Annotated in this window: 11 protein-coding genes; 5 read left to right on the forward strand and 6 right to left on the reverse strand. The window is 71.2% G+C overall.

Features of this window, described 5'->3' with window-relative positions; genetic code table 11:
• Positions 1-30 precede the first annotated feature (30 nt).
• Positions 31-675, forward strand: a complete 645-nt coding sequence (locus tag OHO83_RS40850) for a formylglycine-generating enzyme family protein (RefSeq protein WP_266676094.1) — start codon at positions 31-33, stop codon at positions 673-675.
• A 53-nt stretch (positions 676-728) separates the two neighbouring features.
• Here the strand turns inward: OHO83_RS40850 and OHO83_RS40855 are convergent, their stop codons facing one another.
• From OHO83_RS40855 to OHO83_RS40865, 3 genes are all read right to left on the reverse strand, one after another.
• Positions 729-920 carry a CsbD family protein gene (locus OHO83_RS40855; protein ID WP_266666599.1) on the reverse strand — a complete coding sequence of 64 codons (192 nt, stop codon included), beginning with the start codon at positions 918-920 and terminating at the stop codon, positions 729-731.
• Between the two features lie 428 nt (positions 921-1,348).
• Positions 1,349-3,739 (reverse strand): excinuclease ABC subunit UvrA, encoded by a 2,391-nt coding sequence (locus tag OHO83_RS40860; protein WP_266666597.1) that lies wholly within the window; start codon positions 3,737-3,739, stop codon positions 1,349-1,351.
• 133 nt (positions 3,740-3,872) lie between these two features.
• On the reverse strand, positions 3,873-4,223 hold the full coding sequence (locus OHO83_RS40865; RefSeq protein WP_266666595.1) for a VOC family protein: 351 nt from the start codon (positions 4,221-4,223) through the stop codon (positions 3,873-3,875).
• 340 nt (positions 4,224-4,563) lie between these two features.
• On the opposite strand from OHO83_RS40865, the gene OHO83_RS40870 reads away from it, so the two are divergent.
• Positions 4,564-6,648, forward strand: a complete 2,085-nt coding sequence (locus OHO83_RS40870) for an ATP-binding protein (RefSeq protein ID WP_266666593.1) — start codon at positions 4,564-4,566, stop codon at positions 6,646-6,648.
• 17 nt (positions 6,649-6,665) lie between these two features.
• Here OHO83_RS40870 and OHO83_RS40875 read toward each other — a convergent pair whose 3' ends face one another.
• The 3 genes from OHO83_RS40875 to OHO83_RS40885 all read right to left on the reverse strand — a co-directional run bounded on the left by OHO83_RS40875 (position 6,666) and on the right by OHO83_RS40885 (position 8,354).
• Positions 6,666-7,163 (reverse strand): nucleoside deaminase, encoded by a 498-nt coding sequence (locus OHO83_RS40875; protein WP_266666592.1) that lies wholly within the window; start codon positions 7,161-7,163, stop codon positions 6,666-6,668.
• Positions 7,164-7,234: 71 nt separating this feature from the next.
• Entirely contained in the window at positions 7,235-7,705 is a 471-nt protein-coding gene (cynS, locus tag OHO83_RS40880; protein WP_266568612.1) for a cyanase, read from the reverse strand.
• A gap of 49 nt (positions 7,706-7,754) precedes the next feature.
• Positions 7,755-8,354, reverse strand: coding sequence for a carbonic anhydrase (locus tag OHO83_RS40885; protein WP_266666591.1), 600 nt, complete (start codon positions 8,352-8,354; stop codon positions 7,755-7,757).
• Between the two features lie 135 nt (positions 8,355-8,489).
• Between OHO83_RS40885 and cynR the strand changes: the two genes are divergently transcribed.
• The 3 genes from cynR to OHO83_RS40900 all read left to right on the forward strand — a co-directional run bounded on the left by cynR (position 8,490) and on the right by OHO83_RS40900 (position 12,342).
• Positions 8,490-9,398: a transcriptional regulator CynR gene (gene cynR / locus OHO83_RS40890; protein ID WP_266666589.1), complete on the forward strand. Its 909-nt coding sequence runs from the start codon at positions 8,490-8,492 to the stop codon at positions 9,396-9,398.
• 348 nt (positions 9,399-9,746) lie between these two features.
• Positions 9,747-10,661: an AurF N-oxygenase family protein gene (locus OHO83_RS40895; RefSeq protein WP_266666587.1), complete on the forward strand. Its 915-nt coding sequence runs from the start codon at positions 9,747-9,749 to the stop codon at positions 10,659-10,661.
• 19 nt (positions 10,662-10,680) lie between these two features.
• A complete protein-coding gene (locus OHO83_RS40900) occupies positions 10,681-12,342 on the forward strand; it encodes an FAD-dependent oxidoreductase (protein WP_266666585.1) in 1,662 nt (553 codons plus the stop codon).
• Positions 12,343-12,369: the final 27 nt, after the last annotated feature.

Here is a 12,369-nt window from a genome sequence, read left to right on the forward strand (position 1 = left end):
GACGCCACCGTCGACACCATCGTCAACGGGATGGTGCGCGTCCCCAGTGGCACCGTCGATCTACGGGACGACCGGCGCGGCACGCGCTGGACGACGGACATCGCCCCCTTCCTGCTCGGCCGCCACCCCGTCACGGCCGATCTCCTGCGCTCCGCCACCGGAGCCGACCCCGCTCCCGCCACGAGCGGTGACTCGCCGGTGACGAACGTCAGTTGGCTCGACGCGATCGACATGTGCAACGCCATCTCGGCGCGTTCCGGTCTGAACCCGGTCTACACCCGCGACGCGGACGGCGGCGAGGTGACATGCGACTGGAACGCCGACGGCTACCGCCTGCCGACGGAGGCCGAGTGGCAGTACGCGTGCAAGGCGGGAACCGAGGGGTACCGGTACGGGGCGATCGACGACATCGCCTGGTACGCGGACAACTCCGGGGGCGGAGTCCGCGACGTCGGCGGAAAGGCGCCCAACGCGTGGGGGTTGCACGACATGCTCGGCAACGTCTGGGAGTGGTGCTGGGACCTTTACGACGAGGAGGTCTACGGCGCGTACCGCATCTTCCGCGGTGGTGGCTGGGCCGAGTCGGAGCGTGGCTGCGGGGCCTCCGTGCGTCGGCGCAGCCACCCGACGTTCGCCATCGACGACCTCGGGTTCCGGCTGGCCCGCACCGTGTGACGGCAGGGGGAAGCCCCCGCGCAGCACGCGCGGGGGCTTCTTCGAGGCTCGAGTCAGGAGCCGTCGCGACGGATGGAGTCCTGGACTCCTCGGGCGCGGTCGTGGGCTTCTCCCATGGCCTTCTTGGCCTCGCCCTTCGCCTGGTCGGCGCGGCCCGAGGCCTCCTTGCGGCGATCGCCGGTGACCTTACCGGTCATCTCCTTGGCCTTGCCCTTGACCTTGTCCATGCCGCCCTTGTCAGCCATTACGACTCCTTTGTCTTGTACGGGTCTTGCTCGACCAACGTAGAACGGCGGCACCGAAGCCGCGCGCCGGACGACTACGCTCCGTGAGGCTCACGGCAACTCGGCAGCTCAGGTGGTGTGCCGTCCGCATGGCGCAGGATCGCGCGGACGCTCACGCGTGACGGGGCCGGGCGAAGTGCGGTGCCGCGCAGGGCGATGGCCTGGGGGTGCGTCAGCTGCCGGCCCGTCCGGCCCGCCGGGCGACGGGCCGGCCGCGTGGCCAACGTTCCGTGTCGTAGCGGGCAGCGCCCTTTCGACGGTCGGTTCACCGGCGAGGGCGACGCCGAGCACGGCCGCGTCCGCCCGGGAGCCTCACCCCGTGACGAGCGGGTCGCATGCGCGCCACCGACGCGCGCCCGGCCCGGAGGGTGTCCGCCCTCGCCTCCCGATCAGCCGCCCACGTACGCCGCGAGATGCTCACCGGTCAGGGTGGAGCGGTCCGCGACGAGTTCGGCGGGTGTGCCCTCGAAGACGATCCGTCCGCCGTCGTGACCGGCGCCGGGACCGAGGTCGATGATCCAGTCGGCGTGGGCCATGACCGCCTGGTGGTGCTCGATGACGATCACGGACTTGCCGGAGTCGACGAGCCGGTCGAGCAGGCCGAGCAGTTGCTCGACGTCGGCGAGGTGGAGGCCGGTCGTCGGCTCGTCGAGGACGTAGACCCCGCCCTTCTCGGCCATGTGCGTCGCCAGCTTGAGCCGCTGCCGCTCGCCGCCGGACAGCGTGGTGAGCGGCTGTCCCAGCGTGAGGTAGCCGAGTCCGACGTCGGCCATCCGCTGAAGGATCTTCTGCGCGGCCGGCGTGCGTGCCTCCCCGGCGCCGAAGAACTCCTCGGCCTCCGCCACCGACATCGCGAGTACCTCGCTGATGTCGCGCCCGCCGAAGTGGTAGTCGAGAACCGACGCCTGGAACCGCTTCCCCTCGCACTCGTCACAGGTGGAGGCGACGCCGGCCATCATCGCCAGGTCGGTGTAGATGACGCCCGCGCCGTTGCAGGTGGGGCAGGCACCCTCGGAGTTCGCGCTGAACAGCGCCGGCTTCACGCCGTTGGCCTTGGCGAACGCCTTGCGGATCGGGTCGAGCAGCCCGGTGTACGTCGCCGGGTTGCTGCGCCGCGAGCCGCGGATCGCGGCCTGGTCGACCGTGACCACGCCTTCCTGCCCGGACACGGAGCCGTGGATCAGCGAGCTCTTGCCCGAGCCCGCGACGCCGGTGACGACGGTCAGTACGCCGAGCGGGATGTCGACGTCGACGTCCTGGAGGTTGTTGGTGCCCGCGCCGCGCACCCCCAGCTTCCCCGTCGGCGTGCGCACCGCGGGCTTCAGCGTCGCGCGGTCGTCCAGATGCTGCCCGGTGAGCGTGTCACTGGCCCGCAGCCCCTCGACCGAGCCCTCGAACACCACCTCGCCGCCCTCGGTGCCCGCCCGCGGGCCGAGGTCGACGACGTGATCGGCGATCGCGATCGCCTCCGGCTTGTGCTCGACGACCAGCACCGTGTTGCCCTTGTCCCGCAGCCGCAGCAGCAGGTCGTTCATGCGCTGGATGTCGTGCGGGTGCAGCCCGATCGTCGGCTCGTCGAAGACGTACGTGACATCCGTCAGGGACGACCCGAGGTGGCGGATCATCTTGACGCGCTGCGCCTCACCGCCCGAGAGCGTGCCCGCCGGGCGGTCGAGGCCGAGGTAGCCGAGCCCGATCTCCACGAACGAGTCGAGGGTGTCCCCGAGCGCCTTCAGCAGCGGCGCCACCGAAGGCTCCTTCAGGGCCCGCACCCACTCGGCGAGGTCGCTGATCTGCATCGAACAGGCGTCGGCGATGCTGATCTTCTTGATCTTCGACGACCGGGCCGCCTCGCTCAGCCGCGTACCGCCGCAGTCGGGGCAGGACGTGAACGTCATCGCCCGCTCCACGAAGGCGCGGATGTGCGGCTGAAGCGAGTCGATGTCCTTGGACAGCATCGACTTCTGGATCTTCGGGATCAGACCCTCGTACGTCAGGTTGACGCCGTCGACCTTGATCTTGGTCGGCGCCTTGTGGAGCAGGTCGTGCAGTTCCTTCTTGGTGAACTTGCGGATCGGCTTGTCCGGGTCGAAGAAGCCGCAGCCGCGGAAGATCCGGCCGTACCAGCCGTCGACGCTGTAGCCGGGGACGGTGAGCGCGCCCTCGCTGAGTGACTTGCTGTCGTCGTACAGCGCCGTCAGGTCGAAGTCCGTGACCGAGCCCCGGCCCTCGCAGCGCGGACACATGCCGCCGACGATGCTGAAGCTGCGTCGCTCCTTCACCTTCTCGCCGCCGCGCTCGACGGTGACCGCGCCCGCGCCGCTGATCGAGGCGACGTTGAAGGAGAACGCCTTGGCCGAGCCGATGTGCGGCTTGCCGAGCCGGCTGAAGAGGATGCGCAGCATCGCGTTGGCGTCGGTGGCCGTGCCGACCGTGGAGCGGGCGTCGCCGCCCATCCGCTCCTGGCCGACGATGATCGCGGTCGTCAGACCGTCGAGCACGTCGACCTCGGGCCTGGCCAGCGTCGGCATGAAGCCCTGGACGAACGTGCTGTAGGTCTCGTTGATCATCCGCTGCGACTCCGCGGCGATCGTGCCGAAGACCAGCGAACTCTTGCCCGAGCCGGAGACACCGGTGAACACCGTCAGCCGGCGCTTCGGGAGCTCGACGCTGACGTCCTTGAGGTTGTTCACGCGCGCACCGTGCACGCGGATCAGGTCGTGGCTGTCGGCAGCGTGCAGCGCAGGTGACTGCGCCTGCGTCCCCTCGGCCATGCTCATCGTGTCTCCATCTCTTGCGCGGGACCGCCCTCGCGGGCCCCGTCGGCGTCGCCCGGCTCGATCTAACCAGGTCCGAGCGGTCCGCCTGATGCTGTTTCTCTTCTGCCCGGGACCCGGTCGGCCGGGCCGTCCGTCAGCTGTCCTGGAGCAGCCCGAGGACGTTGCCGTCGGCGTCGGTGAAGGTGGCGACGAGGCGGCCGCCGCCGACGTCGTGCGCGGCCTCCTTCACGACGGCACCCGCGGCCGTGACCTCGGCGAGCTTCGCCTCGATGTCCGGCACGTGCCAGTAGGTCACCGGCGAGGTCATGCCCCCGCCACCGGGCACGAGCCCGATGTGCTGGCCCGCGACGTCGAAGCCGACGTAGTAGGGCGCGTCGGCCGTCGGCTCGGTGCCGAGCAGGGCGACGTACACCGCCTTGGCCTTCGCCAGGTCGGAGACGGGGTGCAGCACGGTCTTGATCCCCTGGGTGGAAGAGGTGGTCATGATCACTCCTGAAGGTCGTGGGTGTGGTCGTCGTCCGGTTCGAGGACGGCGGGAGGGCTGCCCTGAGGGGCGCTGTCCACGGAGTTCAGGCTAGGCGGGGCCCATGACGGGCGCTTCTCCAAAACTGCTCACTTCGGGTGGTCCTCCGCCCCTCCGTGGAGTCGGGCGCGCGTTCGACTGTTCCGCGCGAAGGGTGGACCGTCGCCCGGCGACGACACCCTGGGGCCGCTCAGGCGTTGGGGTTGCCGTGAGGTCAGTGCAGTGACGGTTCTGCACGGACTGGGCACGGGCTACGGACGGCGGCGGCGACCGACGGACGAGGGGCAGGAATGTGCGGAGCATGGCGGACGTGTGGACACGCAAGGCCGGCGACAGCGCGCCGTCGGCGGAGAAGCGCGGACAGATGCCCGGTCCGCTGGTGGGCCGGGAGCGGGAGTCGCAGGACCTGTGCGCGCTCCTGGAGAACCATCGACTGGTGACGGTGGCCGGCGAGGTCGGCGTGGGCAAGAGCCGGCTCGCGGCGGAGGCGGTCGCGGATGTCGCGGCGCACGGAGCGGGGCGGCGCGTGCTCGGCGTGGGCGAGGGGCGGCCGGTGGTCGGCGGCGTCGGCGCGCAGGGGGCCGGGCCGCGCATCGTCGTCGTCCGCTGGCCGGAGGGCGGGCGGGACGCCGGGGCCGGCGCCGGGCCGGGCTCGCCCGCCTCGATGACCGCCGCCGTCATGGAGGCGGCGGCCGGGATCCGAGGGCGGCGGGGAGCGGCCGGTGTCGGTGCTCTCGCCGATCGCTTGCGCGCCGCTGACGTGCTGCTCTTCCTCGACGACGTCGATCCGGTCCATGCCGAGTGCGTGGGGCTGGTGCAGACACTGCTGGAGTTCGTGCCGTCGCTGCGCGTCCTGGTGACCGCGCGCCGGCCCCTCGGCCTGGGCGGCGAGGCCGTGCTGCGCCTGGCGCCGCTCGGCGCCGAGCCCGCGGACGGACACGGGACCGCGCCTGCCGTGGAGCTGTTCCTGGACCGTTTCCTCGACCGATGCCTGGAGCGGGCGGACGCCTCGTTCGACGCAGACGATTCGGACCTGAGCGCGGTGGCGGACATCTGCCGGTACGTGGGCGGCCTTCCGCTCGCGCTCGAGCTGGCCGCGGAGCAGGCCGCCAGAAGCAGCGTGGGGGAGGTCGCGGAACGGCTCAAGGAACACCAGTGCTGGCTGAGCGCACCGGACATGGAGGCTCCCCGGCATCGCTCGCTGCGGGACGCCGTCGCCGCGGCCTACGTGCTGTGCGACCGCGATGAGCGGATCGTGTGGGCCCGCGCCAGCATCCTGGCCGGGGAATTCGACGAGTCGACGGCGGCGTTCGTCTGCGCCGGCGGCGGACTCGCCCAGGCCCGGGTGCCGGCCTGCCTGACCCGGCTCGCCGCGGTCGGCGTCCTGACTCCGGTACGCGACCCCGGCGGCATCCGCGAACCCCGCTACCGCATGGCCCCCGCCGCCCACGACTTCGGCGGCGAACGGCTGCGTGAGGCAAGGGAGTTCGAGGTCGCCGCCGAACGCCGCGCGATCCACTTCCACCGTGTGGCCGCCCTCGCCGAGAACCTGTGGAGCCTCGGCAGTCAACCGCAGGCCGTACGACTCGTCCTGGACGAGGCCGAAGGGCTCAGGGCGATGCTGGAGTACGCGCCCCGCCAGCCCGAACTCGCGGCGGCCGCCCTGGAGTCCGTACTGAACCTGTGGTTCTGGTGGGCGGTCTACGACGCCGCCGACGATGGGCGTCGCCATCTGCTGCGGCTGCTCCCGATGTGCCGCTCGGACACCCTCCTGATCGCGCGCGGCCTGTGCCTCTCGGCCTGGCTCACGGCGTACGGCGACCCGCACGGGGCGAGCGAGCTGCTCCAGCACGCGTGGCCGGCCGCGGTCCTGGCCGGGGACGACGCGACCATCGGGCGGATCGCGCATGTCCAGGGCATGCTGGCGCTCCATGAGGGCGACCTGGAACGGGCCACCGAGCAGTTCCAGGAGGCGGCGAGCACGATCCCGCCGCACGTGTCCGGCGGTCTGCCGCCCGCGGTGAGCCTGGCCGCTCTCGCCGTGACGCAGGCGGAGCACACGCCGCGGGCGGCGCGGCTGAGCGCCCGCCGCGCCCTGAGCCAGCCCGGCATCCGCGGTGACGCCTGGGCCTGCCTCGTCGCCCGGTACGCCCAGGCGTTCGTCGACCACAGCGACGGCCGCACCGGCAGGGCCCGTCTGCGTGCGCACCGCGCGCTCGCCGCCCTGGACAGCCGGCTGCCGGCACCGCACGGCTGCGCCGCGTTGCGGGATCTGATCACCGACATCGACCGGGGGAGCCGTAGCGGCCTGCCGGGGGCGACTGTGCCACGGGGGCTCACGGGGATCGCGATCCCCGCGCAGGCCGGCAGCGGCATCCTGGGCTGAGCGGTCGCGAGAGTGCCTCAGGCCCTCGGCGCCCCGGGCACGCGGCGCCTGCCGCCGTTGCGCTCCTGCCACAGCCGGTACACGTCGACGGCGCTGTCCCGCGGCTCGTGGCGCATGGGCAGGCGCCGCTCGGTGTAGTCCTTGGCGAACTCGCCGTAGAAGGAATCGAGTTCGAAGTACTTGCGGTCGTCGACGTAGTGCGGCTCGTACGCGTCGCGGGTGGTGAGGAAGACGACCTCGTCGGGGGAGCAGTAGTACAGCGAACCCAGGCACATCGGGCAGGGGTGGGCGAGTACGTAGATGGTGGCGCCGACCAGGTGCTCGGTGCCGAGCTTGCGGCAGGCGTCGCGGACGGCGAGGATTTCCGCGTGCGCGGTGGGGTCGGAGGTCTGGGCGACCCTGTTGGGGCTCTCGGCGAGGATCTCGCCGTCCTTGACGATGACGGTGGCGAAGGGGCGTCCGCCCTCTTCGACGTTCCGGCGGGCGAGGTCGATGGTGCGCTGGGCGAAGTCCATGGGGGTCCTCCGGGGAATTGCGTGACCGGCTGTGGTGCGTGACCGGCTGTGATGTCTGGCCTGACGGAGGATCAGAAAGGCTTCGTCGGCAGGTACTTGCCGTCGAGGGTGATGACGGCGCGCTCGCCGCCCTCGGGGTCGGCGACCTTCTTCACGTCGAGCTTGAAGTTGATCGCGCTGATGATGCCGTCGCCGAACTGCTCGTGGACGAGGGCCTTGAGGGTGGTGCCGTAGACCTGGAGCATCTCGTAGAAGCGGTAGATGGTCGGGTCGGTCGGAATGCCGCCGGGGATCGAACCGCGCGTCGGGATCGTCTGGAGCAGCAGGGCGGCGTCCTCGTCGAGACCGAGGAGTTCCGCGACGGCCTCGGCGGACGTCTGCGGAAGGGCGTGCTGGCCGAGCACGGCCGCGGTGACGAAGGCCGGCGACAGCCCGGCGACGTCGGCGATCTGCTGCCAGGTCAGGTCCTTGCGGGTCTTGGCGTCGACGGCGGCGACGGCGAGGGTCTCGCGGGCGGTGGGGTCGAACTGGGCGTGCGGCATGAAGAGTTCCTCTTTCAGGATCGGTGTTTCTCGGTTCTGGGCGGTGCGGTCAGGCCGCGATCGCGGCGGCGTCGACCGGATGGACTGCTCCGGTGGCGATGTCGAACACCCAGCCGTGCAGCGTGAGCGTCCCTTCGGCCAGAGCGCGGGCCACACAGGGGTGGGTGGCCAGGTTCTGCAGTTGCGCGGACACGTTCGCCCGCACCAGGGCGGCCACCCTGCCGGGACCCGGCGCTTCCGGGACCGCGGCGGCCCGGGCCAGCGCGGCGTCCGCGTGCCGCAGCCAGCCGGAGACGACCGGCGCGGCGCTGAGGTCGTGCCCCTCGGCCAGCGCGGTCATCGCCCCGCAGGCGGAGTGACCGCACACGACGATGTCGCTCACGTTCAGCACGGCGACGGCGTACTCGATGCTCGCCGCGACGCCGTCGGGGTCCGAGGCGTAGGCCGGGACCAGGTTGCCCGCGGTGCGGACGACGAACAGCTCGCCGGGTTCGCTCTGTGTGATCAGTTCGGGGACCACGCGGGCGTCCGAGCAGCCGATGAAGAGCGTCGTCGGGCGGTGGGTCGTGGCCAGGTGGGCGAAGAGCCCCGCCTTCGCGGGAAAGACGTCGCGGCGAAAGCGTGCGAGACCGTCCGAGAGATCATGCATGGGTCACTCCCTTCGATGACTGCCGGCCCGTCGGGCTGACGAGATCCACCATGCATGACCAGCGGCTATAGCGTCCAAGACGCAACGGCCATGACTCCTATCGATGACATCTATGGCTTGGTCTACAGTCGGATCATGGGCCCCGAACTTCGTCATCTCCGCTATCTGATCGCGGTGACCGAGCACGGCAACTTCACGCGTGCGGCCGAGGAGCTGCACATCTCCCAGCCGACGCTGTCGCAGCAGATCAAACAGATGGAGCGCGTCGTCGGCGCCCAGCTGCTGGACCGCAGCGGCCGCACGGTGCGCCCCACCGACGCCGGCGAGGCCTACGTGTACTACGCGAAGCGCGTACTCAGGGACCTGGCGGCCGCCGACCGCGCCGTGCTCGACGTCGCGGACCTCTCGCGGGGCCATCTCCGGCTCGCCGTGACGCCCACGTTCACCGTCTACCTCGTCGGCCCGCTCGTGGACACGCTCCGCGGCCGCCACCCCGGAATCACGGTCGACGTAAAGGAAATGACGCAGGATCACATCGAGGCCGGCCTGCTCGCCGACGAACTCGACCTCGGGATCGCCTTCGAGGGGGCGCAACAGGCGGGTATCGCCGCCGCGGCGCTGTTCACCGAACACCTGAGCCTCGTCGTGAGCGCCGACGGCGATGAGGTCCGGGGTGACCGGCCGCTGCCCGTACGCGCGCTCGCCGACCGTCAACTCGCCTTGCTCAGTGGAGATTTCGCGACCCGGGGTCACATCGACGACTATCTCGCGGCGCATCGCGTCGATCCGACGGTCGCCGTCGAGGCCAACAGCATCCTGGCGCTCACCGAGATCGTGCGCCGCTCGTCACTGCTGGCCACCGTGCTCCCCGATGCCATCGCCGACGATCACCCGCATCTTCGGCCCGTCCCTCTCGACCCGCCGCTGCCCACCCGCACCGCCGTGCTCCTGCGCAGGGAGAGCGCCTACGAGAGTGCGGCCGCGCGCGCGTTCGCCCGCCTCGCGCAGGGCCTGGTCAGGGACCGCGGCTACCGGCAGGCCTGACCGCACGGAGCGTCGGCGGAGGCGTGACAGGGTCTGCCGCACGTTACTTACCGAGGGGTAGGCCAACGCGCCCCCCTTGTTATACGGTCCGTCTAACAAGCGGGCGGGTGGCCTCTGCGGAGCCTCCGTCCACCTGTGCTGACCTGGTGCCTTCGCGCAGCCCGCGGAGTCGGCAGGCGGTGCCCCGCCGGCGGGCCGCGACGGGGCGACGGTCCGTGGCCCCGTGCGTGTGCCCGCACGGTGGCCTCCGCGATCAGCCCCGCGTACCGCCGGGCGCACTCACGGACGGCGACGGACGCAGCAGCGCAACGACAGGGAACGCACACGTCTGATCCAAGGAGCCGCAGCATGGCAAGCAGCACTGTTCGGCCGGAATCGCACGCACTCCCCGACGAGCGCGGTGTCTCGCAGCGACTGCTGGAGTCGGCCGCCGTGCTGGCGTACGACCCGGCGACCGAGGTGGACTGGGAGACGCCGCTGGACAGGGACTTCCACGGCGCCAGCCCGGAGTGGAGCACGCTCTACGGCACCGCGTACTGGGCGGAACTGACCGAGGGCCAGCGCAAGGAGCTGACCCGGCAGGAAGCCGCGTCGGTGGCCAGCACCGGCATCTGGTTCGAGATGATCCTTCAGCAGATGGTGCTGCGGGACATGTACGCCAAGGACCCGACCAAGGCCGACTTCCAGTGGGCGCTCACCGAGGTCGCCGAGGAGTGCCGCCACTCGATCATGTTCGCCCGTGGCGCCGAGAAGCTGGGGGCACCGGCCTACCGGCCGCACCGGTTCGTCATCGAACTGGGCCGCGTCTTCAAGACACTCGCCTTCGGCGAGGCGGCGTACGCCGCGATCCTGGTGGCCGAGGAAGTCCTCGACGTCATGCAGCGCGACTGGATGCGCGACGAGCGGGTCGTGCCGTTCGTCCGCACGATCAACAACATCCATGTCGTCGAGGAGTCGCGGCACATGAAGTTCGCCCGCGACCAGACGCGCAGGCGTCTCGCGGGTGCGGGCCGGATCCGCCGGCACATCAACGCCTTCGTGGTCGCGACCGCGTCCTACTTCATCGTGACGAGCATGGTCCGCAAGCAGGTCTACGAGAGCGCCGGGCTGGACGTGCGGCGCGCCGTGGCCGAGGCCGGGGCCAACGAGCACCACAAGTCCATGATGCGCGCGAGCTGCTCGGGCCTCATGGAGTTCCTGGCCTCCGCACGGCTGCTCACCAAGCCGGCGCTGGCGTTCTACAAGCGTGCCAACCTCATCTGAGCCGACGTGAGTTGACGACATGACGTACGCCATCACCCAGACCTGCTGCAGCGACGCGACGTGTGTCGCCGTGTGCCCGGTCAACTGCATCCACCCCACCCCCGAGGAGCGGGCGTTCGGCAGCACGGAGATGCTGCACATCGACCCGGTGTCCTGCATCGACTGCGGCGCGTGCGCCGACGCCTGCCCGGTCGACGCGATCTTCCCGGTGGACACGCTGTCCCCGGCGCAGAAGGAGTACGCCGCGATCAACGCCGCGTACTTCGACGACAGGGACCGGCACACCGATTCGGGTGCGGACGCGGTCGAGGACGGCCCCAACTTCCATGCCTGGGGCAGCCCTTCGTTCCCGCGTGTCCTGCCGTCCGACCTCGCGCCGCTCAGGATCGCCGTCGTCGGCACCGGACCGGCCGGGATGTACGCCGTGCAGGATCTGCTGCTGCACACCAACGCCGAGGTGACCCTCATCGACCGGCTGCCGGTGGCCGGCGGCCTCGTGCGCTACGGCGTGGCGCCGGACCACCCGGCCACCAAGAAGGTCGGCGAGACCTTCGCCAGGTTCCACACGCATCACCGGGTGCGTATGCATCTCGGTCTCGAAGTGGGCGACGACGTCACCCCGCAGGAGCTCGCCGAGCACCACGACGCGGTCGTCTACGCCGTCGGTGCCGCCACTGACCGCCGCCTGTCCGTCCCGGGCGAGGACCTCGCCGGCAGCATCTCGGCACGCACCTTCGTCGCCTGGTACAACGCACATCCGGACGTGGCACACGACGCGATCGACCTCCGTGCCGAACGTGTCGTGGTCGTCGGCAACGGCAACGTCGCGCTCGACGTCGCCCGGATCCTGCTCGCCGACCCGGACACCCTCGCCCGCACCGACATCGCCGACCACGCCCTGAAGGCGCTGCGCGAGAGCTCCGTGCGCGAAGTGGTCCTGCTCGGCCGCCGTGGCCCCGAGGACGCCGCGTACACCACGCCGGAACTGCTCGCGCTGAAGCACGTGCCGGGCCTGCACCTGTTCGTGGACGACCACGATCCCCGTACCGGCACGGCCGTCGACGCGGCCGGTGCGAACGACAAGGCCGCCGTCCTGAAGGGTGTTCCCCGCGGCGCCTTCGACGCGGACGTGGCGCCGCCGCCCGGGCGGCGCATCGTCCTGCGTTTTCACAGCTCGCCCGTGGAGCTGCTCGGATCGGAACAGGTCCACGCCGTGCGCACCGCAGGGGCGTCGGGGGAGCGGGTGATCGCGGCGGGCATGGTGCTGCGTGCGATCGGCTACCGCGGAGGACCGCTGTCCGGCCTTCCCTTCGACGAGGTCACCGGCACCGTTCCGCACGAGGGCGGGCGCGTCACCGGCATGCCCGGAACGTATGTCGTGGGGTGGATCAAGCGCGGCCCGAGCGGTGGCATCGGCGCCAACCGCACCTGCGCGGCCGAGACGGTCGCCACGTTGCTGGCCGACGCCGTCTCCGGCGTGTTGCCGACGCCACCGCACGCGCCCAAGGCCTTCCACCGGCTTGCCAGGCGCCGCAACCGGCGCGTTCTCGACGCGAAGGGCCTGATGGCGATCGAACGGGCCGAGGCCGCGCGGGGGCGCGAGGCCGGCCGGCCGCGGGTCAAGCTGGCCACGGTCGATGAACTGGTGGCGAGCGCGCGGCGTCGGCGTGTGCTCCGATGAGGTGAAACGATGGGCCCGGCGCGGGAG

It is taken from the genome of Streptomyces sp. NBC_00569, from assembly GCF_036345255.1.
Lineage (GTDB): Bacteria > Actinomycetota > Actinomycetes > Streptomycetales > Streptomycetaceae > Streptomyces.